General features: G+C 73.9%; 19 protein-coding genes. 14 read left to right on the top strand and 5 right to left on the bottom strand.

All coding sequences use genetic code 11. The annotated features are described in order from the left end of the window. Positions 1-695 precede the first annotated feature (695 nt). On the bottom strand, positions 696-1,670 hold the full coding sequence (locus tag ACIP64_RS27210; RefSeq protein ID WP_401591705.1) for a YbhN family protein: 975 nt from the start codon (positions 1,668-1,670) through the stop codon (positions 696-698). A gap of 245 nt (positions 1,671-1,915) precedes the next feature. On the opposite strand from ACIP64_RS27210, the gene ACIP64_RS27205 reads away from it, so the two are divergent. Next, a complete protein-coding gene (locus ACIP64_RS27205; protein WP_401591703.1) occupies positions 1,916-3,343 on the top strand; it encodes a fibronectin type III domain-containing protein in 1,428 nt (475 codons plus the stop codon). 8 nt (positions 3,344-3,351) lie between these two features. On the opposite strand, the gene ACIP64_RS27200 is transcribed toward ACIP64_RS27205, so the two are convergent. After that, positions 3,352-4,293 (bottom strand): GlxA family transcriptional regulator, encoded by a 942-nt coding sequence (locus ACIP64_RS27200; RefSeq protein WP_401591701.1) that lies wholly within the window; start codon positions 4,291-4,293, stop codon positions 3,352-3,354. A 186-nt stretch (positions 4,294-4,479) separates the two neighbouring features. Between ACIP64_RS27200 and ACIP64_RS27195 the strand changes: the two genes are divergently transcribed. The 10 genes from ACIP64_RS27195 (at position 4,480) to ACIP64_RS27150 (ending at position 16,142) form a co-directional block, all read left to right on the top strand. Next, positions 4,480-4,767 carry a hypothetical protein gene (locus ACIP64_RS27195; protein ID WP_401591699.1) on the top strand — a complete coding sequence of 96 codons (288 nt, stop codon included), beginning with the start codon at positions 4,480-4,482 and terminating at the stop codon, positions 4,765-4,767. Between the two features lie 11 nt (positions 4,768-4,778). Then, on the top strand, positions 4,779-5,213 hold the full coding sequence (locus ACIP64_RS27190; protein WP_401591697.1) for a hypothetical protein: 435 nt from the start codon (positions 4,779-4,781) through the stop codon (positions 5,211-5,213). Next, positions 5,210-5,461 carry a DUF3817 domain-containing protein gene (locus ACIP64_RS27185; RefSeq protein WP_401591695.1) on the top strand — a complete coding sequence of 84 codons (252 nt, stop codon included), beginning with the start codon at positions 5,210-5,212 and terminating at the stop codon, positions 5,459-5,461. Before ACIP64_RS27190 ends, ACIP64_RS27185 begins: the two co-directional genes overlap by 4 nt. A 63-nt stretch (positions 5,462-5,524) precedes the next feature. Beyond that, positions 5,525-6,199: a YoaK family protein gene (locus ACIP64_RS27180; RefSeq protein ID WP_401591693.1), complete on the top strand. Its 675-nt coding sequence runs from the start codon at positions 5,525-5,527 to the stop codon at positions 6,197-6,199. A 244-nt stretch (positions 6,200-6,443) separates the two neighbouring features. Next, positions 6,444-7,655 carry a ferritin-like protein gene (locus ACIP64_RS27175; RefSeq protein WP_401591691.1) on the top strand — a complete coding sequence of 404 codons (1,212 nt, stop codon included), beginning with the start codon at positions 6,444-6,446 and terminating at the stop codon, positions 7,653-7,655. A gap of 421 nt (positions 7,656-8,076) precedes the next feature. After that, complete coding sequence (locus ACIP64_RS27170; RefSeq protein WP_401591689.1) at positions 8,077-9,366, top strand: glycosyltransferase; 1,290 nt, start codon at positions 8,077-8,079, stop codon at positions 9,364-9,366. Continuing rightward, positions 9,363-11,225: a right-handed parallel beta-helix repeat-containing protein gene (locus ACIP64_RS27165; RefSeq protein WP_401591687.1), complete on the top strand. Its 1,863-nt coding sequence runs from the start codon at positions 9,363-9,365 to the stop codon at positions 11,223-11,225. Before ACIP64_RS27170 ends, ACIP64_RS27165 begins: the two co-directional genes overlap by 4 nt. Before the next feature lie 17 nt (positions 11,226-11,242). Continuing rightward, positions 11,243-12,376 (top strand): right-handed parallel beta-helix repeat-containing protein, encoded by a 1,134-nt coding sequence (locus ACIP64_RS27160; protein WP_401591685.1) that lies wholly within the window; start codon positions 11,243-11,245, stop codon positions 12,374-12,376. A 187-nt stretch (positions 12,377-12,563) separates the two neighbouring features. Further along, positions 12,564-13,943, top strand: coding sequence for a UDP-glucose dehydrogenase family protein (locus tag ACIP64_RS27155; RefSeq protein ID WP_401591683.1), 1,380 nt, complete (start codon positions 12,564-12,566; stop codon positions 13,941-13,943). Positions 13,944-15,050: 1,107 nt separating this feature from the next. After that, positions 15,051-16,142 carry a hypothetical protein gene (locus tag ACIP64_RS27150; protein WP_401591681.1) on the top strand — a complete coding sequence of 364 codons (1,092 nt, stop codon included), beginning with the start codon at positions 15,051-15,053 and terminating at the stop codon, positions 16,140-16,142. Between the two features lie 118 nt (positions 16,143-16,260). On the opposite strand, the gene ACIP64_RS27145 is transcribed toward ACIP64_RS27150, so the two are convergent. Further along, complete coding sequence (locus ACIP64_RS27145) at positions 16,261-17,268, bottom strand: ricin-type beta-trefoil lectin domain protein (RefSeq protein WP_401591679.1); 1,008 nt, start codon at positions 17,266-17,268, stop codon at positions 16,261-16,263. Positions 17,269-17,531: 263 nt separating this feature from the next. On the opposite strand from ACIP64_RS27145, the gene ACIP64_RS27140 reads away from it, so the two are divergent. The 3 genes from ACIP64_RS27140 to ACIP64_RS27130 are packed head-to-tail and all read left to right on the top strand — an operon-like array spanning position 17,532 to position 23,882. After that, positions 17,532-18,107, top strand: coding sequence for a sigma-70 family RNA polymerase sigma factor (locus tag ACIP64_RS27140; protein WP_401591677.1), 576 nt, complete (start codon positions 17,532-17,534; stop codon positions 18,105-18,107). Further along, on the top strand, positions 18,107-19,312 hold the full coding sequence (locus ACIP64_RS27135; RefSeq protein ID WP_401591675.1) for a hypothetical protein: 1,206 nt from the start codon (positions 18,107-18,109) through the stop codon (positions 19,310-19,312). The genes ACIP64_RS27140 and ACIP64_RS27135 overlap by 1 nt, the downstream gene beginning before the upstream one ends. Before the next feature lie 25 nt (positions 19,313-19,337). Further along, positions 19,338-23,882 (top strand): FtsK/SpoIIIE domain-containing protein, encoded by a 4,545-nt coding sequence (locus tag ACIP64_RS27130; RefSeq protein WP_401591673.1) that lies wholly within the window; start codon positions 19,338-19,340, stop codon positions 23,880-23,882. Between the two features lie 88 nt (positions 23,883-23,970). Here the strand turns inward: ACIP64_RS27130 and ACIP64_RS27125 are convergent, their stop codons facing one another. Then, positions 23,971-24,279, bottom strand: coding sequence for a hypothetical protein (locus ACIP64_RS27125; protein WP_319663852.1), 309 nt, complete (start codon positions 24,277-24,279; stop codon positions 23,971-23,973). Positions 24,280-24,329: 50 nt separating this feature from the next. Next, complete coding sequence (locus ACIP64_RS27120) at positions 24,330-25,199, bottom strand: hypothetical protein (protein ID WP_401591671.1); 870 nt, start codon at positions 25,197-25,199, stop codon at positions 24,330-24,332. Positions 25,200-25,230: the final 31 nt, after the last annotated feature.

Below are 25,230 nucleotides of genomic sequence, written 5' to 3'. Positions count from 1 at the left end.
AACGTGCGGCGGGGCCGGTTGGGGAACGGGCCCGCCGTCCGCCGGGGGTGGCGGCTTGTTCGGGGGCATCACCGGTCCCGCGCCGGGCGGCGCGGCCCGCCGATGTGCCGATGAGTCATGTTCGCGACGGCCCCGGGAGGCGGGACGTCCAAGAGGGGGCGACGTGCGTGCGTCGGACGACCTTCCGGCGGATGTGACGGAGGTCCGGCGGGGTGCCGGAGGGAACGTGCGGCGGGGCCGGTTGGGGAACGGGCCCGCCGTCCGCCGGGGGTGGCGGCTTGTTCGGGGGCATCACCGGTCCCGCGCCGGGCGGCGCGGCCTGCCGGCGTGCCGAGGGGCCAGGTTCACGACGGCCCGGCAGGGGTCAAAGAGGGCGTGCGACGGTCTTCCGGTGCACGAGTGCGCCGAGCGTCAGTGCGCCGGGGACGGGCGGCAGCCAGGCCGTGACGATGCGGAGGCCGGGTACGACGGAGGCCCGGAAACGGGCGTCGCCGCACGGCCGGTTCGGGGGCATCACCGGTCTTGCGCCGGACGGCGTGGCCCACCGATCTGCCGAGGGGCCACGTTCACGAGGGCGAACGGCGGCGCCGGTTGGGGAACGGGGCCCGCCGATCCGTGGAGCGCGTGCGTCGGACGGCCTTCCGGCGCACGAGTGCGCCGGGGATGAGCGGCCCCCGGTTCGCGGAGCGCGTGCCTCAGACGACCTTCCAGCGGACGAGTGCGCCGAGCGTCAGTGCGCCCGGTATGAGCGGCAGCCAGACCGTGACGATGCGGAAGCCGAGGACGACGGAGGTGGCCGCCGCGACGGAGGCGCCGGAGGCGACGAGGGCGAAGACGAGTGCGGCGTCGACGGAGCCGAGGCCGCCCGGGGTGGGGAGGGCGGCGGCCGCGATGCTCGCCGCGACGTACGCCACCGCGACATGCCCGATCGGCACCGGCATCGCGAGGGCCATCGACACCGCGACCAGGCCGGCCGCCTGGAGGGCGGGGAAGGCGAGCGCGCCGGCCCACAGTGCCAGTGCCCGCGACGGCCGGGCGTGCAGGGTGCGGGCGTCGGTGAGGGCGGTGGCCAGGAAGGAGCGGATGGCGGTGCGCACCTTCCGTACGGCCAGCAGGCCGATCACCGCCGCCGCGCAGACGGCGGCGATCACGGCGGCGGTCGTGCCCATCGAGAAGGAGACGCCGTTCGGCAGCAGGCCGTGCAGCCGCAGCGCGTGCGGGAAGACGGCGATCAGCAGTACCAGCAGCGCGCCGCGTCCCACGCACTCGGCCAGGAAGTACAGGGCGATGGCCGCCGCCGACCGGGCCGGGGGCAGGCCGCACGCCCGCATGAAGCGGAGGTTGACGGCGCTCGCGCCGATCCCGGCGGGCAGCAGGTGGTTGGCGGCGCCCGCGGCGAACTGCGTGGCCAGCAGGCGTCCGGCGGGGAGCCGTTCGAGGACGACGCCCTGCCGCATCAGGGAGACCGCGACCCAGCCGAGCCCGGTGGCCACCATCGCGGCGACCAGCCAGACGCGGTTGGCGTCGAGGAGCTGCCGCCCGCCGGAGGCGATGAGCGGCCAGTGCAGGACGACCCAGTAGCCGACCAGCACGATGGGGGCCGTGCAGGCGATCTGGCGGACGGGTATTCGCCGCAGGAGGGCTCGGATGTGCTGGATGGTTTTGGCCATGATCTCTTTAGCCCCCGCGCCTCACGCGCCTGTCCGCAGGTACTGTCGTCCCTTCTTGCCCTGCTGACACGTCTTCCGGGTGTCCTCCCGCTGACGTACGGCCGCTGTGCGGATGGCGGAAAGGCGATGCGGGGTGCGGGGCCCGTGCGGCTGCCGGGGCTGCGGCGCCGCGCGTACGCCGCCCCGACCCGGCGCCGATGCCGCCGGCACCGCCGCCGTTCACCCCCCGCGGGCACGCCGGAGGTATGCGCTGCTGCCTGACCGCCGCCCCGGCCCTGCTGACGGCCGCCGCATCCGCGTCGCTGCGGCGGCGGACGGCCTCGTGGCGCCCTCCGCACCCGGACGCCGTGGCGGCCGTCCACCTGGAACTGGTCACGCTCACCGAGGACTCGGCCGTCATCACCTGGTACACGGGTGTGCCCGGCACCGACGACGGCACCGGCGCGATGGTGCCCGCGCCGACGGAGGGGGAGGTCGACTGGGGCACGCACCCGGCGCGCCTGGACCGCACCGCGTACGGGGACGACGGGCCGACCGCCCACCACCATGTCGAGCTGACCGGCCTGGAGCCGGGGCGCACCTACTGGTACCGGGCCCGCTCGCGGGGCACGGCGGCGGCGCCGACACCGCTGCACCTGGTGGGCGGGAACGCCGTGGGCACGTCCCCGTACGGGCTGGGCGACGGCGGCCCGTACGCCTTCACCACGCCGCAACCGCCGCCGGGGAGCTTCCTGCTGGCCGTCGCGCTCTGCAACGACCTGCACCTGGGCGAGGTCAGGGCCGGGCTGGTCGCGGGCATCCCGCTGCTGCGCGGGGTCGGGCAGGACGCGGGCCTGGCACCGTACCCGCAGATCATGGGCCGGGCGCTGGCCGAGGACGCCCGCCTGCGCGGGGCCGACTTCCTGCTGGCGGCCGGTGACCTCACCGCGGGCGGCTCGGCCGCCGACCTGGACGAGGCCAAAGGCATCCTGGACGGCTTCGGCCGGCGGGGCGAGGACTGGTTCGCGGTGCGCGGCAACCACGACCGCGCGGCGGCCCCCGGCGCAGGGCCCTTCGCCGACGGCCCGGGGTGGTTCGACCACGACCTGCACGGACTGCGCGTCATCGGCCTGCACACCTACGACAAACCGGGCAACGGCGGTGACGCGGGCGGCCTCTCGCCCGAGCAGATGTCCTGGCTGCGTGGGCGGCTGCGGGACCACGCCGACCAGCCGACCGTGGTGTTCGGCCACCACCCGCCGGCGGTGCCGGACTCGCCGTTCCCCGTCACCGGCGGGCAGCGGCTCGACCGGCGCCAGGCGCGCGCCCTGCTCGACGGCTACGCGGCGGCCCCCGGCGTTTTCCTCCACCACGCCGGGCACACCCACCGCAACAAGCGCACGGTCCTGCCCGCCGCCCCGGGCGTCACCTTCCAGGAGGTCGGGGCCGTGAAGGAGTACCCCGGCGGCTTCTGCCTGCTGCGTGTGCACACCGGCGGCTACGCCCTGAACTTCTACAAGACCCGCGGTGCGGCCGCCCGCCGCTGGAGCGAGCGCAGCCGCCGGGTCGCGGCGGGGCTGTGGCCGCAGTTCGCGTTCGGCCGCGGGGTCGCGGACCGCAACAGCGTCACCGCGCGCGACCTGTCCGGTGTACGGGCGCCGCGCCGGCGGCGGGCGGCCGCCGTGACGGCCTGAACCCCCGCTCAGCCGCGGAAGGCGCGCCGGTAGGCCTGCGGGCTGGTGCCGACGACGCGCTTGAAGCGCTCGCGGAAGGCGGTGGGGGAGCCGAATCCCGCCTGGACGGCGATGCGGTCCACCGAATGGGACGTGGACTCCAGCAGGTACTGGGCGCGGCGGACCCGGGCGCGGTGCAGCCACTGGAGCGGGGTGGTGCCGGTCTGCTCGCGGAAGCGGCGGTTGAGGGTACGGGCGCTGGTCCCGGCGTGCGCGGCGATGTCCTCCAGGGAGAGCTCGCGGTCGCAGTGCTCCTCCATCCAGCGCAGCAGCGGCTCCATCGTGGCCCCGGCGGGCGTCGGCGGCTGCTCGTGGACGATGAACTGGGCCTGGCCGCCCTCGCGTTCCAGCGGCATGACGGAGAGCCGGGCGGTGTCGGCGGCGACGGCGGAGCCGTGGTCCTTGCGGATCATGTGCAGGCACAGGTCGAGCGCGGCGGCGGCACCCGCCGAGGTGAGGAACTGCCCGTTGTCGACGTACAGGACGTCGGGGTCGACGGTCACCTCCGGGTGGCGGGCGGCCAGTTGGGCCGCCGCCAGCCAGTGGGTCGTCGCCCGCAGCCCGTCCAGCAGCCCGGTGGCGGCGAGGACGAACGCGCCGACGCACACCGACGCGATCCGGGTGCCGTTCGCCGCGGCCTCCCGCAGCGCCCGCAGCACCTCCTCCGGTACCGGCCGCGCGGGGTCCGCGGTGCCGGGCACGATGATCGTGTCGGCCTCGGCGAGGCCCTCCAGCCCGTACGGGGCGCGCAGCGTGAACGGACCCGCGCCCACCTCGGGCGCGGGCGCGCAGATCCGCAGCCGGTAGCCGGGGCGGCCGTCGGGCAACCGGGTACGGGAGAAGACCTCGATCGGGGCCGCCAGGTCGAAGGCGATCACCTGGTCGAGCGCGAGGACGGCGACCGTGTGCATGGCGCGAGTGTAGATGGCCACCGGATTCCGGCCAATGCTGCTGCCAGGTCTGCGTGAAAGATGCCTGGGTTGACGGGCCTGGCGGGAATCCGTTGGGATATGGCAATCACGCCACTTCTGCTCTGCTGTGCGCCGTCCTAGCGTCTGAGGCGTCCGATCAACGTCCACCGCTGTGGAGGGGTGCCGATGCACGCCCGGTTCGTCCAGTACGACGGCTTCGACCCGCTCGCCGTCCTCGCGTCCCACGAGACGCCGGAGGCCGGCGGCGTCGAGGGCCCGCGCCACGTGCCCGGCGGCCTGCGGGGAGCGACCCAGCGGGCCGCCGCGGCCGGCGTGGACGCCACCATCCGCGCGTTCGGCCCGGACGCGCCGTGGAACGCCGGGACGGGGGCCGTCGCCGCCGGGTTCACCCCCGCGCCCGGCCTCGGGCCGCGCGCCGCGCACGCCGTGGACCCCGTCCCGGCCGGCGCCTGAGGACCGGCCCCGTGACCAAGTTCCTTCTCGCGGTGCACGTCCTGGCCGCGATCGTCGCCGTCGGCCCGGTCACCGTGGCCGCCAGTATGTTCCCGCGCATGGCCCGTCAGGCGCCGCGGTCGGCGCCGCTGCTGCACCGCGTCTGCCGGGTGTACGCGGGGTTCGGCACGGCCGTCCCGGTCTTCGGGCTGGCCACGGCCGGGAGCATGGGCGTCCTCGGCGACGCCTGGCTCATCACCTCCATCGCCCTGACGGCCCTGGCCGCCGGCGTGCTCGGCCTGCTGGTGCTGCCCCGGCAGGAAGCGGTGCTCGCCGCGCTCGACGCGGGGACCGACCCGGGCCGGACGGTCGCGCGCCTGGCCATGCTCACCGGCGTCTTCAACCTGCTCTGGGCGACGGTCACCGTGCTGATGATCGTCCGCCCCGGTTCGACGACGGGAGCGTGACCGCCGTGCGCCCGCTGCGGATCGCCTCCGCCGTCGAACTGCTCTCGCTCATCGTGCTGCTCGCCAACCTGGCCACCGTCCACCTGCCGCAGGTCTCGTCGCTCATGGGTCCGGTGCACGGCTGTGCGTACCTCTGGGTCGTGGTGGGCGTGCACCGCGCGGAGGGTTCCGCCGCGGCGGCCCGGGTGCGGGCGCTCGTGCCGGGTGTCGGTGGTGTGCTCGCCCTGCGGAGGCTGTCGATGCCGTGACCGGAACTCCCCGGCGCGTGCCCGGTGGTGGCGTCCTGCCGCCGGTGCGGTCAGGCTTCCGCCATGGAGTCGACGCTCGGCCGGGCCGCCGCCCGCCTCTTCCCCGGCACGCCCGGCCACCACGGGGTGCTGCCGCCGCTGCTGCTCGTCCTGACCTTCGTCACGGGGGTGGTGGACGCGGTCAGTTACCTGGGGCTGGGCCGGGTCTTCGTGGCCAACATGACCGGCAACGTGGTCTTCCTGGGATTCGCCCTGGCCGGGGACCGCGCACTGTCCGCCGCGGCGTCCCTGACCGCGGGGGCGGCGTTCTTCGCGGGGGCGGCCGCGGGCGGGCGGCTGGTGTCGCGGGTCACGCACCCCGTACGGCTGTTCACGCTGCTGGTGGCCGCGCACGCGGTGCTGGTGGCGGCCGCGATGGGCGCCTGCGGCGCGGACGCCTCGCGCTATGTGCCGATCGTGCTGCTCGCGCTGGGGATGGGCCTGCAGAACGCCGTGGTCCGCAAGCTCGCCGTGCCCGACCTGACCACCACGGTGCTCACCCTCACCGTGACCGGGCTCGCGGCGGACCGCCCGGGACCGGCCACCGCGCGCCGGGTGCTGTCGGTGGCGGCCATGTTCGCGGGCGCGCTCGTGGGCGGTGTGCTGCAGATCCGCTGCGGCAACGCCCTCGCGCTCGCCCCGGCGCTGCTGCTGCTCGCCGCCGTCGCGCTCGCGTCCGTGCCCGCGTCGCGGGGGTGAGCCGGACGCCGGGCCGGGGGAAACCCGGCGCCCAGGGCTCTTTCCTCACACCCGCGGCCGTTCCGCCGCACGGGTCGGCTGCCCCGGATCCGGCGTTCCACACCGCACCTGCCGAGCTTGCGCGCCGCCGTTGCGCCGCACGGGCGGAGCCGCCGCCACGCCGGGTGCAGCGCCCCGGGAGCGTCCGCGGCGGCTGGTAGCTTCGCCAGCCTCCGCAGACGGCTCCTCGGGGACGGAGAACTGGGTGACTCAGCGCCGCGACGACACCGGCAACGCACCGGCCGGACCGGGCGAGGTCCCGGCCGGCGCGCACGACGCCACCGGGGCCCTGGGCAGGCGGGGGTTCGTCGCCACGGCCGCGCTGGCCGCCGCGGGGCCCGCCGTCCTCGGTGGAACCGCCCAGGCCGCGGCGCGGGCGCCGCAGCGCGGCACGGTCGCCCGGCTGCTGGACGTGCCCGCTCCGGGTCGCGACGTGCGCTGGATCCGGCAGGCGCTGCAGATCGCGGTGCAATTGGAGCTGTCGACCATCCCGCCCTACCTGTGCGCCTGGTGGTCGGTGAAGGACCGCCGCGGTGAGGCGGCGCGCAGGCTCCGGAGCATCGTCGTGGACGAGATGTTCCACATGGGCCTGGTCTGCAACATGCTCACCGCCGTCGGCGGCCGCCCCTGGATCGCGGGCGCGGTGCCGGCGTACCCGGGGCCGCTGCCGGGCGGGGTCCGCAGCGAGCTGACGGTGTACCTGTCCGGGCTCACCAAGGAGTACGTCCACGACGTGATGATGGGCATCGAGATGCCCGAGAACCCGCTGCTGCGCGCGCTCGGCGGGCCCCCCACCATCGGTGACTTCTACGACGGGCTGCTGGACGCCTTCCGCGACGTCCGGCCCGCGCTCAGCGCGCGCGGCCAGATGACCGAGCGGATCGGCGGCGACGCGCTGCGGCCGATCACCTCGCCGGGGGACGTGGAATGGGCGATCGAGATCATCAAGGAGCAGGGCGAGGGCACGTCCACCTCCCCCCAGGCGCACCTGGCCCATGACGCGATCGGCCACTACTACGCCTTCGCCGAGATCTACCACGGCCGCGCCCTGCGCCGGGTCGGCCCGCTGTGGGCGTTCACCGGCGACCCCGTCCCGTTCCCCGAGGTCCGCCCCATGGGCGTCGTACCGGCCGGCGGCTGGCCCCGCCCGGCGCGCGAACCGGGCCGCCTGCTCCAGCAGTTCGACCTCAGGTTCAGTGACATGCTGCGCAACCTCCAGGCCGCGTGGGGCACGGGTGACGCCCACGCGCTGGACATGGCGGTCAAGGTGATGACGCAACTGCAGGAGCCCGCCGTGGCCCTCATGGACATCCCGCTCCCCGACGGCAGCGGCCGCACCTACGGTCCCCAGTTCCACGTGGTCCATCCCGCGGGCGGCCGCCCCGCCCCCGCCGGCGGTTCTCCGCAGGCCCACTGACCGTCGGACGAAGCGGACAATCCAGGCGTTCGGGGGAAGCGTTCATCGCGCGTTCACCAGTGCGGATGTGACGATGTGACATCCGCCACACAGGTCACGGAGTGTCAGCACGAGCCCGTCGGGGGGCCGGGTGCCCCGGCGCGGGTGCCGTGGTGGAACCTGTGAGGGTCCCGGCCTGATAGGGGGCGGGTGACGGCCTCCGGTCCCGTTGACCAGGGCAGTCAATTTCGGCCATCGGTCGATACGTTCCGGTTCACCGAGAGCACTTCCCCTCACGAAGGGACGTTCGTGACCAAAGTGAAGTTTGTGTTACCCGCGTGAAGGCGTTGTGTTTGATGCCTTAGATTCCTCCGTACCTGAGTCGCTTGCGTCGCTTTTTTGGTCAATCCCGATTGACCCGGTTCGTGTGGGGGCCTTTTTCATGTCGAGTTTCTTGGACTCGTCCTGGTCATGGCTGGTGGAGGCGGTCGGCGAGACGTCCTGGCGGGACGCGATGCCGCTGGGCCTCGCCGGCATCTTCGTGTGGGGACTCTGGCTCTACCGGGCCGTGCTGTCCCGCTTCGCGAGACCCGTGGTGAACAACTTCCGCACCACCACGTCCGTCGTCGTGCCCGCCTACCGGGAGGACCCCGACATCCTCCTGGACTGCCTGGACACCTGGCTGGCGCAGAACCCGACGGAGGTGATCATCGTTCCCGACGTGGAGGACCACGAGGTGCTCCGCCGGCTGTCGCTGGTGACCGACCCCCGGGTCCGCGTGATCGCCTTCGAGCACCGCGGCAAGCGCTCCGCCCTCGGCGTCGGCATACGCGCGGCGAGCGGTGAGGTCGTCGTCCTGGTCGACTCCGACACCCGCTGGGAGCCGGGCCTGCTGGACGCGGTGCAGATGCCGTTCGTCGACCCCGCGGTCGGCGGCGTGGGCACCCAGCAGAACGTGTACCTCCGCGGCTCCAGCGTCTGGCGCCGCATAGCCGACTGGCTGGTCAACCTCCGGTACTACGACTACGTCCCCGCGATGGGCCGGGCCGGAGCCGTCGCCTGCCTCTCCGGGCGCACCGCGGCCTACCGCCGCGCGGCGATCACGCCCGTGCTGACCAACCTCGAGGACGAGTTCTTCCTCGGCCGCCGCTGCATAGCCGGCGACGACGGGCGGCTCACCTGGCTGGTGCTGGCCTCCGGCTACAAGACGGTCCACCAGTCCTCGGCCCGCGCGATATCGATGTTCCCCTCGTCCTTCCGGGCGTTCGTCAAGCAGCGGGTGCGCTGGAGCCGCAACTCCTACCGCTGCTACCTCACGGCCGTGTACAAGGGCTGGCTGTGGCGTCAGCCGCTGGTCACCAAGATCACGGTGCTGCAGATCCTGCTCACCCCGGTCACCATGGGCATGGCCGTCGGCTATCTGGTCTTCAGCCGCCTCGAACTGACCGCCCAGGGCATCGCGCTGGCGGTCATCTGGCTGCTCGTCGGCCGCGGCGTCCGCGGCTACTCGCACCTGCGCCGGCACCCCCAGGAAGTGCTGCTGCTGCCGCTGCTCGCCCTGGTGGTCATCATGATCTCGCTTCCGATCAAGCTGTACGCGTTCGTCACCATGAACAAGCAGGGCTGGCTCACCCGCAGCAGCGACACCATCGGCGGCGAGGGCCAGGACTCCGCATCGCTCGGCACGACGCAGACGACCGCCAATTCCGGCATGGGGGCCTTCCAGTCATGAACCGCCCGACACCCGCGAGGCGCACCCGTCTCGCGCTGCGCCTCGCGGCGGCGCTGCCCCTCTCGGCGCTGCTGCTCGCCCCGGCGGTGCCCGCGCTCGCCGACGACTCCGGTGACACGACCTCGCAGTACACCACCGAGGAGTCCGAGACCCAGACCGCGCTGGCGGCGGGCGAGGACCACCGGCTCGACCAGATCCGCGCGATCGCCGCGGTCGCGCCGCTGAAGGACCTGAAGTACAGCAAGCCGTACCGGCTGGAGACGGCCGGCGGCTACACGCTCGTCCTGACCCGGCGCAGCCAGATCTACACCGTCACCGACCTGCTGAAGCTCGCGCCGCAGACCTTCGTGCGCAAGCCCGACGGCTCGTACCTGCTGACCGAGAACATCTACCTGAACTCCGGCGCGAAGCTGCGGCTGGCCAGCCCCGGCGGGCTGAACCTGCACCTGGCCAGCAGCCGCCTGGGCTTCGTCTCCATCGTCTCCTTCGGTGGCCGGATCATGCTCGACGGCGCCCCGCAGGCACACGTCAAGGTCACCAGCTGGGACCCCCAGAAGAACAAGCCGGACACCGACCCCCGGGACGGCCGGGCCTATGTCCGTGCCATCGGCGGCCAGTTCTCCATGACCTACGCCGACATCTCCGACCTGGGCTTCTGGAGCGGCCGGACCGGCGGGCTCAGCCTCACCGGAACCGACCGCCCCAACACCGGCAGCCTCGACGGCCCGGACTCCACCGACGAGGAGGACACCGGGCAGCTCAGCAGCAGCGGCGTACTGGCCGGACCCGCGGGCAAGCTCACCACGCCGGACAGCCGCTTCAACGTGCCCAAGCTGTCCTTCGTCTCGGCGGACATCAGCCACTCCACCGTGACCGGCAACGCCTACGGGCTCTTCGCCTCCGGCTCCACCGGCGTCACCATCGACAACACGGTCATCCGCAACAGCCTCCAGGACGGGCTGGTGCTGCACCGCTACGTCACCAACGCGGTCGTGGAGAAGACCGAGTCCCGGGACAACGGCGGCGACGGCTTCGTCATGGCCCGCGCCACCCAGCAGGTCCGCGTGACCGGCTCCAAGGCGATCGGCAACGGCGGCAACGGATTCACGATCAGCGGCCAGGCGCTGGCCCACGGCCCCTCCGCCTCCGGCCAGTCCGTCAGCAACTACGGCTCCAACTCCGTGTCCAGCAGCACCGCCAAGGACAACGGCCACTACGGCATCGAGGTCCTCGGCGGCACCGACGTCGGCGTCCAGGACAACACCGTCAACGGCGGCGACATGGGCATCGTGGTCCGCAAGGACGCGGAGAAGGTCGCCGTCACCGGCAACCACCTGATCGGCCAGTCCCGGCAGGGCATCTCGGTGCGCGACGGGGTGACCGGCGCCAAGGTCACCGGCAACATCGTGGAGGACGCCGACACGGCCGTGTACGTGCGCGACTCCGTCGCCGAGCTGCGCGGCAACACCATCGAGAACGCCGGCAACCACGGCATCTCGCTGGTCGGGGACATCGGCGGATCCACGATCTCCTACAACGTGATCGCCGGCGTCGGGCCGAGCGCCATCGACAGCACGCGGTCCAGCGGCGACGTCACCGTCAAGCAGAACCAGACCTTCGCCTGGTACGACACCAGCTCGTTCTGGGTGAAGTTCCGCCACTACGCGAGCCCGATGACCCTGCTGTGGGCGGGCATCCTGCTGCTGATCCTCTTCTCCGCGCTGCTCGGCCAGCGCGGCCGCCGCTCCCGCGGGCAGCTCGGCCGCCACCCGTACCTGGACAAGCGCCCGCTGCCCAAGGACAACGTCCGCGAGATCCGCCTCGCCGGCCAGGACCGGGTCCCGGTGATGGCCGAATGAAGCAGGGAACCCGGTCCATGTGGGTCTCCGGGGCCGCCCTCGTCATCGCCGTCGTGGCGCTGATCGTGGTGCTGGTCTCCGGCGGCGGGGACAACCCGCCCGCGGACAAGACGACCGACACCGCGCACCGCGCCTCGCCGTCCGCCCCGAAGGAGCCGGCCGAGGAGCCGTCGGCGCCCGTCACCGGGCCGCTCGGCGGACCGACACCGTCGTCCTCGCCGCAGACCACCGAGTCCGCCAAGACCTCGGCCGACGCGGTCACCTGCCCGGAGCCCACCGTCCAGGTGGGCGACGCCCACGCACTGGACGATGCCCTGGACAACGCCATGCCCGGCGATGTCATCGGGCTCGCCGACGGCACGTACAAGGACAAGTTCACCGCCGAGACCGCGGGCACCGCCGACCGGCCGATCTGGGTCTGCGGCGGCCCCGGCGCGGTGATCGACGCGGGCGACGTCGAGGGCGGCTACGCCTTCCACCTCGACGGCGCAAGCTACTGGCGGCTGGTCGGCTTCACGGTGCGCAACGGCCAGAAGGGCGTGATGGCCGACAAGGTCGATCACACCGTCATCCAGGGCCTGACCGTGGAGCACATCGGCGACGAGGCCATCCACCTGCGGAACTTCAGCACCGACAACGTCGTCCGCGACAACACCGTCCGCGACACCGGGCTGCGCAAGCCCAAGTTCGGCGAGGGCGTCTACATCGGCAGCGCCGAGTCCAACTGGTGCACGGTCAGCAAGTGCAAGCCGGACAACAGCGACCGCAACGTGGTCGCCGGCAACCACATCAGCGCCACCACCGCCGAGTCGATCGACATCAAGGAAGGCACCACCGGGGGGACCGTCACCCGCAACACCTTCGACGGCTCCGACCTGTCCGGTGACCACAACGACTCCTGGGTCGACGTCAAGGGCAACAACTGGACGATCTCCTTCAACACCGGCAGCCACGCGTCCGCGGACGGCTTCCAGACGCACGAGATCCTCAAGGGCTGGGGCCGCGGCAACACCTTCAAGGGCAACATCGCGCACGTGGACGGCCCGGGCTACGGCTTCAACCTCACACCCGTCAACGGCAACAAGGTGACCTGCGACAACAAGGTCACCGGCGCGGGGAAGGGCCTGACCAACACCGACTGCGCCGCCTGACGCGGCGCGCCGGGCCCGCCCCGCCGCACCCCCGTCCCACCGTCGCGCGGGGCCCGTCCTGGTGACGGGCCGCCGCGGCGGCCCGTCATGCCCGCAACCCGTCCCGAAACGTCCCGGGGGCACCGTGATCCGCGGCGCCCCGCACCACCCCCGACCCGCGAAGACACCGAGAAACCCTGGAGCGATCATGGCAGCCATCACCCTCGCGGAGGACGTCGCCGGCGCCAGAACCGTCGAAGCCGACGGTACGGCCCCCCGCCTCACCGTCATCGGCACCGGGTACCTCGGCGCCACGCACGCCATCTGCATGGCCGTGCTCGGCTTCGACGTGCTGGGTGTGGACGTCGACCCGGTCAAGATCGAGCGGCTCGCCGGGGGCGAGGTGCCCTTCTTCGAGCCCGGCCTGCCCGAACTGCTCGCCAAGGCCCTGGACTCCGGGCGGCTGCGCTTCACCACCAGCTTCGAGGAGGCCGCCGAGTTCGGCGACGTCCACTTCATCTGCGTGGGCACCCCGCAGCAGAAGGGGTCCGACGCGGCCGACATGACCTACGTCGACGGCGCGGTGACCGAACTCGCCCGCCACCTGCGCCGGCGGGCGCTGGTCGTCGGCAAGTCCACCGTCCCCGTGGGCACGGCGGCCCGGCTGACCGAGCTGGTGCGGAACACCGCGCCCGCCGGCTCCGAGGTCGAACTCGCCTGGAACCCCGAGTTCCTGCGCGAGGGCTACGCCGTGGACGACACCCTGCGCCCCGACCGCTTGGTCTTCGGCATCGCCTCCCCCTGGGCCGAGGAGCAGCTGCGCGCCGCCTTCGCCCCGGTGATCGCCCGCGACACCCCGGTGGTCGTCACCGACCTCACCACCGCCGAACTGGTCAAGGTCGCCGCCAACTCCTTCCTCGCCACCAAGATCTCGTACATCAACGCCATGGCCGAGGTCTGCGAGGCCACCGGCGGCGACGTCACCGGCCTCGCCGAGGCGCTGGCCTACGACGACCGGATCGGCGGGCGGTTCCTCAAGCCCGGCCTCGGCTTCGGCGGCGGCTGCCTCCCCAAGGACATCCGGGCCTTCGCGCACCGCGCCGAGGAACTCGGCGTCGGCCAGGCCGTCGCCTTCCTCCGCGAGGTGGACGGCATCAACAAGCGCCGCCGCGCCCGCACCGTCGACCTCGTGCGCGAGATGGCGGGCGGCGACCTCACCGGGGTGCGGGTGACCGCCCTCGGCGCCGCCTTCAAGCCCAACTCCGACGACATCCGCGACGCCCCCGCCCTGGATGTCGCGAGCACCCTGCAGCAGCTCGGCGCCCATGTCACCGTCGTCGACCCCGCCGCCACCGAGAACGCCCGGCGCAGCCACCCGGAGCTGTCCTACGGCACCGACGCCCTGTCCGCGGCCACCGGCGCCGACGTCGTCGTCCTGCTCACCGAGTGGACCGAGTTCCGGCAGATCGACCCCGAGGCGATGGGCGCCGTCGTCGCCTCCCGCCGCATCGTCGACGGCCGGCACGCCCTGGACCCGGTCCAGTGGCGCACCGCCGGCTGGGAGTACCGCGCCCTCGGCCGTCCCTGACATCCCGTCACGCCGGGCCCCCGCGCGGGGGCCCGGCGGAGCGGCCGCGCATCGCGGATCCCACCCCGGGGCTGCCGCTGCGGCCGCAGTGCCGGCCGGTCGCGACCTCGTGCGTGCACGACGCCGCCGGCTGCGAGGCCGTGCCCGCCGAAGTACGGGCCGCCACCGGGGCCGGCATCCCGGCCGACCTTCCTGTCCGCACGGGGGGCGGGCCGCGAACCGGCGTTCGCGGTCTCCCTGCGTCGGTGCCCGCCGGCCCGACCGGCACGTCCGTTCGGTCCCCGCCGTGCCCGCCTTCGTGGTCTGCGGGTTCCAGGGTGTTCGTCCGGTTCGCCTGCCTCACCGGCGTCCGCGTGTGCCGCGTTGAGCGGCTGGGTTCCGCGGCGGGCGGTGCTGTTCGTCGCGACCGGGCTCGGCGGTCCGAGTCGCGTCAAGCTCTCGCGTCGGCACGTCCGTTCGGTCCCGGCCCCGCTGCTGTGGTCTGCGGCCTCCAGGGTGTTCGCCTGCCTCACCGGCGCCCGCGTGTGCCGCGTTGAGCGGCTGGATCCTGCGGCGGGCGGTGCTGTTCGTCGCGACCGGGCTCGGCGGCCCGACCGTGGGCAGGGACATCAAGGCCCTGCGTCGGCACGTCCGTTCGGGTCCGGCCCCGCCGCTGTGGTCTGCGGGTTCCAGGGTGTTCGTCCGGTTCGGCTGCCTCACCGGCGTCCGCGTGTGGCGCGTTGAGCGGCTGGATCCTGCGGTGGGCGGTGCTGTTCGTCGCGACGGGGCTCGGCGGCCCGAGCCGGGACAGGGGCGTCAAGCTCCTGCGTCGGCAGGTCCGTTCGGTCCCAGTCCCGCAGCCGTGGGCGGCGGGCCTCCAGGGTGTTCGCCCGGTTCGCGCGCCCCACCGGCGCCCCGCGTTGAGCGGCTGGATCCCGCGGCCGGTGGCGCGGAGCTGTTCCGTGTCGGTGCTCCGCGTGCCGCCGTTCCGCCGTTGCCGCTGCGCCGGGAGGGGAGGGCGGGGCACGCGTGTCCCGGTGAACTCCCGTCTTCTTGATGACCGGTCGGGGCGCCCGTACGCTGCGGTCCTGCTCGCTTCTGATCCGCCGGTGATGGGGAGTTGACGCCTTGTACGGAACACCGTCCGCACCGCCGACCGACGAGGACGTACTCCGGGCAGTGGAGCGGCACCTGTCCGGGCGGAGCGGCGGCCCCGTCCGTCTCGGCTCACCCGATGCGGTGCGGATCTCCTGGCACTCGCTGCTGGAGTGCCGGATCGTACGGACCACGGAGACACGCGTCGAGAGCACGCGGGTCCACAAGGGCCGCACCGACCTGTCGAAGCGCGCCGTCTACACCGACCTGACGACGTACAAGACCGATCCGCCGCCGGAACCCGGCCGGCCGCGGCGGATCGAGCTCGTCCAGCGGGACTCCGTGCGCGAGCGGGCCTGCGAGTGCGGCAACGGCACGTGGCACTGCAAGCGGTGCGAGGGCCGGGGCGACATCCCCTGCGACACCACCGTCGTCTGCGCCGCCTGCCGCGGCCTGGACCCCTGCACCTCGTGCGAGGGCACCGGCCGTGCCCGGGACCGCGCGTCCGCCCGGGTGCAGGACACGGCTTCGCCCGAGCGCGTGCGCTGCGCCAAGTGCCGCAGCCCGCGCGCCGCCTGCCCCGCGTGTGCGGGCCGCGCCCGTACGGAGTGCCCCAAGTGCCGCGGCGGCGGCTCCGTTCCGTGCCCGCAGTGCAAGGGGTCCGGCACCGTCCCGCACGACGCCTGCGCCGGCACCGGCGTGATCACCACATGGACCGGCGCCGTCATCGAGCAGCGCGACCGCCCCGAGGAGGTGACGCTGCCCGAGCGGCGGCCGCCCGTGCGCGCGCGGCGCCGCGCCCGGTCCGCGGGGGCCTGGCGCGAGGCGGTCCTGACCTCGTCCCGGGCCGACCTCCCGGCCGACTTGGAGGACGCGCACCGCGCCGCGATCACCCCCCGGCTGGGCCGCTCCCCGGGCGAGGTCGCCCGCCGGGTCACCATCCGCCACCTGCCCCTGGCCCGGCTCTCCGCCGACCACGAGCCGGACCGGGTCTTCTACGTCTTCCCCGGCCTCACGGACCTGGAGGTCGTCGCGCTCCCGTCCCGGCGGCAGGTGCTGCGGGCGTCCGCGGTGGGGGCGGCGGTGCTGCTGGTGGCCCTGCTGGTGCTGGCGCTGGTCCTGTAGCGCGTCCTGGCGTCTCCCGTCGGGCCGGGGACGTGCCCGGCCCGACGGGGGAGGAACGGGCCCTCGGGGCGGAGGCACGAGCCGGCGGCCGTCCTGGCGCCGGATTCCCGGCCCGTTGTCAGCCCTTGTGCCATTTCTGGTTCGGCTGGCCGTTGCACGTCCAGAGTTGAAGACGCGTGCCAGAAGCGGTTCCCTCGTCCACTACGTCCACGCATTTGTCGGCGTCGGGGTTCACCAGGTCACCCGCGGCGCTGAGCCGGAACTGCTGGGCGGCGCTGCCGTGACAGTTCGCGAGTTGAATGACAGCGCCATTCTCGTGGGATCCCCACGCGACATCCATGCAGAGACCGAGTGAGCGCAGGGTGCCGTCGGAGGCGAATTCCCACTTCTGGTTGGCGTTGCCGTTGCAGTTCCAGATCTGCAGCGGGGTGCCGTCCTTGCCCTTGCCGCTGTTCGCGTCGGTGACGTCGATGCAGAGGTGGGACCCGCTGCCGATCAGGGCCGTGCCGGGCGCGGGAGGCGTGTTCGTGCCACCCCCGGTGCCACCGCTGGTGCCACCGGTCGTGCCACCGGTCGTGCCGCCCGTCGTGCCGCCGCCCGTCGTGCCGCCGGTGGTCGTGGAGGGGGTGGTCTTGGTGCCGCCGCCGTGGGCCGAGCCGGACGTCCCGCCCTGCGTGCCGCTCCCGCCGCCGGTGCCGGACTGCTGTCCCGACGTGCCGCTGCCGGCGGGCGGCAGGCCCAGCCCACCGGAACCGCCCCCGACCGTGCCCGCCGCGGCGGACCGCGGCTGTTGGCCGCCCGCCGGCGGCCGGGCCGCCGAGGCCGAGGGGACGGGGCTGCCGGGTGAGGTCACCGCCGGGTCGTGGGTGTCCCCGGAGACCGTGCGGACGGAGGTCGACGCCGGCTCGGAGAACAGGTCTATTCGTGCCAGCAGGGGCACGATCAGGACGGCGGCCACGGCCAGCGCCGCCACCCCGCCGGTCGTGGCCCACACACGCTTGCCGGGCAGCAGCCCGCGCCGTGGCAGGGCTGGGCGCCGGGCGAAGGTCGCGGTGAACCGTGCCGGCTGGTCGTCGCCCGGGTCCGTGGCGGACCCCGGGGACTCGGGATGGGGAACGGACGGCACGTCGCCTCCTTGAAGCCGCGAAGAATTCATCGGAAATGCCCCGAAGGGGCTTGCGGAAAATCCGCCGGCCCGGCCCGGTCCGCTGAGGCGGCGAGGGGGCAGGGACACGGTAGCGAATTCCGGCCGCTGTACCATCACCGGAGTGAACGGTTGGCCGATTTGCGGCCGCCTTCGCCCCGAGTGCGGTGTACCTCCGTTGACAAGCGCTGATTTAATCTGCGCGACAAACACCGCCGCAAACACTTCGGACTCCTGGGGAGATTGTGAGCCTCGCCGACCATGACCGTGCGGACGACCTGGCCGACACCGTCGCGCTCCTCGTCGCCGAACGGGACAGTCTCCGCCGCTATGTGGCGGGCCTGATAGGACGCGACCCCCACACCGTGGAGGACGTGGTCCAGGAGACCCTGCTCCGGGCCTGGCAGTCCGCGCCGCTCCTGGAGTGGCGCGACCGCCCCATCCGCATGTGGCTGTTCCGGGTCGCCCGCAACCTCGTCGCCGACCGGGTCCGCAGGAACCGGACCGTGCCGGTCGGCGTCACCGCCGAGGACTTCGCCGCGGCCGGCACCGCGTCCGTCCCGGACCACGCGGACGAGGTCGGGGACCGCTGCGTGCTGGTCGCCGCCCTCCACACGCTGGCTCCCGCGCACCGCGAGGCGGTCGCCCGGGTGCACCTGCTCGGCGAGGCCGGCGAGGACGTCGCCCGCCGCCTCGGGGTGCCCCGGGGCACGGTGAAGTCCCGCACCCACCACGGCATACGGGCGCTCCGTGACGAACTGGGCGCACGCGGCTACAGCCGCCCGGCGACGGGCGGCTCCGACGGAAAGGCCGCGGCGTGATGGGCGACGGCGGACTGACCACCTGGTTCGGGCTGGCAGGCGCCGTCATCCTCGTGGTGGCGGTGACGCACTGGCTCGTCCGGCGCGGCGGCGGGTGGAAGGCGCTCCTGCGCCGTACGCGCCACGAAGTGCGGCTCACGGTCCGGGCGTTCACAGGTCCGGTGCGGACCGAGGTCCGCTACCGGAGCGGGCTGCGGCTGCTCGTCCGGCTGCTGCGCGACCGGGACCTGTGGGCCGACGCCGAGCGGGCCGTGGTCCTGGCGGGTGACGTGGCCCCGCAGGCCCGCCCGTACGGGGTGCTGGCCGGCCCGGATCTGCTCGGGGTGCTGCTGGCCGCGGGCACGGCGAACGGCTCCCCGGCCCCCGTCCCCCCGAAGCCGTGGGCGGCGGACCCCGCCGACCCCCTGCTGTGGTGGATCTCCCGCACCGACGTGAACGACGCGAGCGGCACGAGCGGTCCCGCCGCTGCGCCGCTGCTGGTCTGCGCGGGTACCGACGGACGGCACGCCGTCCTGCTCGACCTGGCCACCGGCCCCTCCGCGGTCTCCGTGCACGGCGCGCCGCGGGCCTCCCGCGCGGTCCTCCAGGCGCTCGCGGCCCAGCTGGAGGTGCGCCTCCCGGCGGGCACGGTGGCGGTGTCCGGCGGTGTCCACCCGCGTCACCAGGGCCGCCCCGCGGACGAGGTCGTGGACCGGCCCGGCGTCTTCTTCGCGGTCACCGCCGAGCCCCCGGCCCGGCCGCTGCCGGACGGCGTGCGCCTGCTGACCCTCGGGCTCGCCCGCGGCCGGGTGCGGCTGCTGGCCGCCTCCCCGGACGGGATGCTGACCGTCCACGGCGCCCCCGCCGTCGGGCGGATCGACGCCCTGCCGCTGGCGCGCGCGGTGGTGAAGGCGCTGAACGCGCTGCCGCCGCACCCGGCGTCCGGCGGCCCCGGCCCCTACGACGACGAGCCGCCGGTGCAGACCGCGCCCGTGGAGCACCCCGACGTCCTGCCCGCAGGCGTCGCCGCGGCACCCCACGACGACCTGGCCGAGCCCGACTTCGCGCTCGGGGTCACCTCCGACAGCCCTCCGGCCCGGTCCGCCCCGCCGGTCCGGCCGGCCGTCCAGCGCCCGTCCGCCGACACCGGCGAGGACCTGGACGATCTCGCCGAGCCCACGACGTCCGGTATCGCCGGCGTCTCCGCCGCGCCCCCGACGCCCTGACGCACCGACGCACCGACGGGACATCGTGAACCTCACCATCACCACCGTGGACAGCGCGGACGGACTCCGCCGCGACCACCAGCTGCGGCTGCCCGCCGACGCCACCGTCGGGGAGCTCGCCGCCGCCCTGGAGCACGAGGAGCAGCCGGCCGACGGGCACGGGCCGGAGTGGGCGGCCGCCGCCGCCCCCGCCGCCCGCTCCCTGTACGCGGACGGCAGCCGCCTCGACCCCGCCGCGCCGGTCGCCGGCACCGGCGTCCGGGAGGGCAGCCTGCTGGGCCTGGGGGCCCCCGCCGGGACCGCCGACCTGGTGCGCCTGGCCGGCGACGACGAACTGGAACTGGCCGAAGTGCACGTGGTGTCCGGCCCCGGCGCCGGACGCACCTGGCGGCTCGGTCCCGGCAGCCACGAGATCGGCTCCGACCCGCTCTGCGCGATCCGGCTCGACGCCGCGGCCGAGGGCGTGCCCGCCCGCGGTCTGTGGGTGACCGTCGCGGCGGACGGCACCGCCTCCTGGCACCGCACCGGGGAGCCCGGCGGGTCGGTGAGGGCCCGGGTGGCCGCCCCGCCGCCGGACGACGCGGTGACGGCGCTGCGCCGGATCCGGCCGCCGCGCGCGGCCACCGAGCGCACCGGCGCTCCCGGGCAGCCCGTGCCGTGGCCGGCGGGTGAGGACCTGACCGTCGGCGCGGTGCTGCTGCGGCTGAGCGGGCCGGTCGAGCCGGACGCCGCCGTGACGCCCTCGGCGGACGGCTACGGGATCGACTACAACCGCCCGCCGCGGATCGCCCCGCACCTGGACGCCGAGCGGGTCCGGCTGCCGTCGCCGCCGACGCCGCCGAACAAGCGCCCGTTCCCGGCCGTGATGATGCTGTCGCCGGTCATCCTCGGCTTCTTCATGATCAGCGTCTTCAAGTCGTACTACTACCTCGTCTTCATCATGCTCGGCCCGGCGATGCTGGTGACCAACTGGGTGACCGGCCGCCGCACTTCGCGCAGGGACTACGAGGAGGCGGAGCGCCAGTACTCGGCCCGCCGGGCCACGCTGGAGGAGGGCGTCCGGGAGGCCGTCGCCCGGGAGCGCAAGGTGCGCAACGTCACCGGCCCCGACCCGGCCGCGGTCGCGCTGATCGCCACCGGCCCCGGCGGCCGGCTGTGGGAGCGGCGCCGGCACGACCCGGACCACCTGGTGCTCCGGCTGGGCACCGCCGACCAGCCCTCGCTGCGCGAGCTGGAGGACCCCTCCCGCGACGAGAACCACCGCTCGATCCGCTGGAACATCCCGGACACGCCCATCGGCGTCGACATCCCCGCCCACGGCGTCGTCGGCCTCGCCGGCCCGGGTGCCGAGGTGCAGCCGCTGGCCCGCTGGCTGGTGGTGCAGGCGGCCGTCCTGCACAGCCCGCGCGACCTGCGGATCGTCGTCCTCACCGAGCCCGAGCGGGCCGCCGACTGGGCCTGGGTGCGCTGGCTCGCGCATCTGCGGCCCGCGGCCACCGCGGGACCCGTCGTACTGATCGGCAACGACCCGGAGTCCACCACCGCGCGCGTCGGCGAGCTGGTCTCGCAGATCCAGTCGCGCAAGCGGGCGACCGGCACCGACCGCAACGCGGGCATCGGCGGTCCCGACGTGCTGGTCATCGCCGACGGCGCCCGGCGCCTGCGCGACGTGCCCGGCATGGTGCAGGTGCTCACCGAGGGCCCGGGCGTGCGCGTCTTCAGCGTCTGCCTGGACGAGCAGGAGCGGCTGCTGCCCGAGGAGAGCACCGGCGTGGTGCTCGCCGCGGACGGCCGGCTGACCGTCAAGCGCCCCGGCACCCCCGACGTCCCGGCGGTCCGCGCCGACCAGGTCGGGCCGCAGTGGTGCGAGCAACTGGCCCGCGCGCTGGCCCCGGTGCGCGACGTCAGCCCCGAGCACGACGCCGGACTCCCGCAGCGGGTGCGGTTGCTGGACCTGCTGGACCAGGAGCCGCCGAACGCCAGGGCGATCCTGGAGGGCTGGCGGGCGCGGCCCGCGTCCACGTCCTTCGTGATCGGCACCGGCTTCGACGGGCCGCTCTCCCTGGACCTGGTCCAGGACGGCCCGCACGGACTGGTCGCCGGCACCACCGGCTCCGGCAAGTCCGAGCTGCTGCAGACCTTCGTCGCCTCGCTGGCCGCGGCCAACCGCCCCGACGAGCTGACCTTCGTCCTCATCGACTACAAGGGCGGCAGCGCCTTCAAGGAGTGCGCGCACCTCCCGCACACCCTGGGCATGGTCACCGACCTCGACGCCCACCTGGTGGAGCGGGCCCTGGAGTCGCTGAGCGCCGAACTGCGGCGCCGCGAGCACGTGCTCGCGGCCGCCGACGCCAAGGACCACCCGGAGTACCAGGCCAAGCGCGCCGCCGACCCGAGCCTGAAGCCGCTGCCCCGGCTGCTGCTGGTGATCGACGAGTTCGCCACCCTGGTCCGGGAGGTTCCCGACTTCGTTCCCGGTCTCATCAGCATCGCCCAGCGCGGCCGTTCGCTCGGCATCCACCTGATCCTGGCCACCCAGCGTCCGGCCGGTGTGGTGACCGGCGACATCCGCGCCAACACCAACCTGCGGATCGCGCTGCGCGTCACGGACCAGAACGAGAGCCAGGACATCATCGACACCCGGGACGCCGTCGACATCTCGTCGGCCACCCCGGGACGGGCCCTGATCCGCCGCGGCCCGAAGTCGTCCGAGCCGTTCCAGACGGCGTGGGCCGGCGCCGAGCGCCCGCGGCCCAAGGAGGCGGGCGCCGCCCGGCCCGAGGCCGACAAGCGCAGGCCGGTCCACGCGGCGCAGCTGTCCTGGGACGGACTGGGCCGGGCCGCCGCCATGCCCGCGGAGACCGTCGTGGTCTCCGGCGCCCCCCAGGCCCCGGCACCGACCGACCTCCAGGTGCTGGTCTCCGAGATCAGGGCCGCCGCGGACACGCTGGAGGACTTCACCCCGGAGTCCAGCCCGTGGCTGCCGCCCCTGTCGGACCGGGTGCTGCTGGCGGACCTGGAGGCGATGGGCACCACCCGCGAGGGCCGGCTGCTCATCCCGTACGCGCTGGAGGACGTGCCGGCGCTGCAGCAGCGCCGGGTCGCGGTCGCCGACCTCGCCACCTTCGGGCACCTGTACGTCATCGGCTCCCCGCGCTCCGGCCGCACCCAGGTGCTGCGCACCCTGGCCGGTTCCGCGGCCCGCGCGGTGAGCAGCGCGGACGTGCACCTGTACGGCATCGACGCGGGCGGCGGCGGTCTCGCCGCCCTCGCCTCGCTGCCGCACTGCGGCGCCGTGGTCTCCCGGCACGACATGGAACGCCTGGGCCGCCTGCTGCGCCGGCTCAACCAGGAGCTGACGAACCGTCAGGACTTGGCGCAGCAGCACAACGCCACCGGCATCGCCGAACTGCGCCGCCTGCTGCCGCAGGCCGAGCGCCCCGCCCACATCCTGCTGCTCGTGGACGGCTGGGACTCCCTGTCGGCCATCCTGGACGACCACGACCACGGCGCCCTGGTCCAGGAGGTCATCCGGCTGGTGCGCGAGGGCGCCGGCGCGGGCATCCACGTCATCGCCAGCTCCGAGCGCTCCCTGCTGGGCGGCCGGATGGCGGCGCACAACGACCACAAGCTGCTGCTGCGCCAGGGCGACCGCAGCGACTACCAGGCGGTCGGCCTGATGCCCGGCAAGATCCCGTCCAACATCCCGCCCGGGCGCGGCTGGCACGTCCTGACCGGCACCGAGACCCAGGTGGCGCTGCTCGCCGAGGGCGGCGGCACCGAGCAGGCGGAGGCGCTGCGCACCATCGGCGACGAGGCCCGCAAGAGGGACGCCCGCGTGCCGCAGGCCCGCCGGCCGTTCCAGATCGCCTCGCTGCCCCGCTCCGTGGAGTTCTCCGAGACGTACGACAAGGTGCCCGCCGAGTTCCGGCGGCCGCTGTGGGGCCTGCTCGGTGTCGGAGGCGACGCGGGCGAGCCGATCGGCGCCGACCTCGCCGGCTCCTCCTCGGTCTTCGGGGTGCTCGGTCCCGCCGGGTCCGGGCGCAGCAACACCCTCGCCTCGCTGGCGGTCTCACTGCTGGCCGGCGGTACGTCCCTGGTCGTCCTCGCCCCCCGGGAATCGCCGCTGCGCGCGCTCGCCCGGCACGGCACGGTCCGGGTGCTCACCGGCGCCGACCCCTCGGCGGAGGACGTCCGGGCGGCGCTGGACGCGCTCCCCGGGCCGCGGGCGGTCGTCGTCGACGACGCCGACCTGCTGATGAACCCGGCCGCCGACAAGGTCCTCAAGGAGATCGCCCTCTCCGGCCGCGACCAGGGCCTCGGCCTGGTCTACGCCGCCTCGGCGGACGGTCTGCAGGGCGGTATGAGCGGCTGGACGGTCAGTGCCCGCCGGGCCCGCCGCGGCCTGCTGCTCGCCCCCAAGACGATGGCCGAGGGCGACCTGATCGGTGTGCGCCTGACCGGCAGCGTCGTCCGCGGCGTCAGCCACCCCGGCCGCGGCTGGACCGCCGGTCCCGGCGGCACGGTGCTGGCGGTCCAGGTGCCCCTGACCACGCTCCGGGCGGAGTGAGGGCGGCCGCCCCGCACATAGCGGCACAACGGCGAGGGGCCGGACCGGAAGCACGCTTCCGGTCCGGCCCCTCGCCGTTGTGCGACGGTCAGTTGTTGCCCTGGAGGCTGCTGCTGATGCCCTGGTCGAACTGGATCGCGTTCTCCTTGATGCCCTTGAACATCTCGGAGAAGTCGTTGATGCCCTTCACCGCGGCGAGCAGGCTGGTGTCGAAGTTGTTGTAGGTGGTCCGGATGACCTCACTGGACTGCTGGAACACCATGCCGTCGTCGACGAGCGCGTTGACCTGGTTGCGCAGGTTGCTCAGGGTCGGGAGCAGGTTCTCGTGCGCGTTGTGGAGGAGGTTCACGACCTCCTCGATCTTGGCGTAGTCGAGGTTGATGCCGTTGTAAGCCATGTCGTCCTGTCTTTCTGGGATGGGGTGGGGGGAAGCCGCAGGGGATGCGGTCAGGCGATGCTCGGCCGGGTTCCGCCGCCGCTGCCACCGCCGGTCGGGCGCGGGGGCGGCTGGTGGCCGCCGCCACCGTCGCCGTCGTCCGGGTCGTTGCCGCCGACCTGCACCCAGTCCGGCTGCTTGCCGTCGGTGCCCTTCGGGCCGCGGGTGTACTCGGTCTTGTCACCGTCGCTGTTGGTGACGACCATGCTCCCGCTGCCGTCCGTGTTGAGGTTGGTCTCCGAATGGACCTTGGACCCGTCGGGGTAGGAGGTGTCCGTCGTGTAACTACGGCCGTCGTTGCTGTAGTTGGTGACGGAGGTGTACGTCTTGCCGTCGTAGGTGACGGTGGACTCCTCCTTGATCACATTGCCCTTGTCGTCCACCGTCAGATGCGTGTGGACCTCGCCGCGCTCGGTCTTGATGTTCTGGTCCAGCGGGGGCTGGCCCGGGTCCGTGGCCGAGCAGAAGTCCGGCATCGAGCCGTCCGGACCGGGCACGCACTGGTCCATGTGCTTCTGCTTGTAGTCCCACAGGTCCTTGTCGCGGTAGTAGTTCTGCAGGGCCAGGTTGCTGCCCGTGATGCCCATGCCCTGGGCCAGTTCCGAGTCGAACGACAAGAACGCCTCGCCGACCGAGCCGAAGGCGCTCGCCAGTTCCTTGATGCCCTTGTCGGCCCGGGTCATCGTGGACTGGGCGTTGTAGTAGAAGCTGCTCAGCGCCGAGGCCAGGCCGGCGTCACCCAGCACCGAGGTGCCGTCGCCCCCACCGAGCTGGGCGAACAGTCCGGTGTCGAAGAGCGGACCGATACCGCTCGCCAGGTGTTCCAGGTCGGTCTTGGCGTCGTTGAGGACGTCGTAGTCGATCTTGAGTTTGTCGGGCAAGAGGGCCTCCCGGTACCCCGTCGAGACTCCG

Origin of the sequence: Streptomyces sp. NPDC088733 (genome assembly GCF_044751185.1) — a bacterium.
Classification (GTDB): Bacteria; Actinomycetota; Actinomycetes; order Streptomycetales; family Streptomycetaceae; genus Actinacidiphila.
This window is presented reverse-complemented; position numbering and strand designations above follow the sequence as displayed.

Bases quoted from the DNA above. Each gene is read 5' to 3' on its own strand.
- ACIP64_RS27170 (WP_401591689.1), top strand. From the start codon at position 8,077: ATGTCGAGTTTCTTGGACTCGTCCTGGTCATGGCTGGTGGAGGCGGTC.
- ACIP64_RS27200 (WP_401591701.1), bottom strand. From the start codon at position 4,293: ATGCACACGGTCGCCGTCCTCGCGCTCGACCAGGTGATCGCCTTCGAC.
- ACIP64_RS27210 (WP_401591705.1), bottom strand. From the start codon at position 1,670: ATGGCCAAAACCATCCAGCACATCCGAGCCCTCCTGCGGCGAATACCC.
- ACIP64_RS27195 (WP_401591699.1), top strand. From the start codon at position 4,480: ATGCACGCCCGGTTCGTCCAGTACGACGGCTTCGACCCGCTCGCCGTC.
- ACIP64_RS27180 (WP_401591693.1), top strand. From the start codon at position 5,525: ATGGAGTCGACGCTCGGCCGGGCCGCCGCCCGCCTCTTCCCCGGCACG.
- ACIP64_RS27165 (WP_401591687.1), top strand. From the start codon at position 9,363: ATGAACCGCCCGACACCCGCGAGGCGCACCCGTCTCGCGCTGCGCCTC.
- ACIP64_RS27155 (WP_401591683.1), top strand. From the start codon at position 12,564: ATGGCAGCCATCACCCTCGCGGAGGACGTCGCCGGCGCCAGAACCGTC.
- ACIP64_RS27160 (WP_401591685.1), top strand. From the start codon at position 11,243: ATGTGGGTCTCCGGGGCCGCCCTCGTCATCGCCGTCGTGGCGCTGATC.
- ACIP64_RS27125 (WP_319663852.1), bottom strand. From the start codon at position 24,279: ATGGCTTACAACGGCATCAACCTCGACTACGCCAAGATCGAGGAGGTC.
- ACIP64_RS27205 (WP_401591703.1), top strand. From the start codon at position 1,916: ATGCGCTGCTGCCTGACCGCCGCCCCGGCCCTGCTGACGGCCGCCGCA.
- ACIP64_RS27135 (WP_401591675.1), top strand. From the start codon at position 18,107: ATGGGCGACGGCGGACTGACCACCTGGTTCGGGCTGGCAGGCGCCGTC.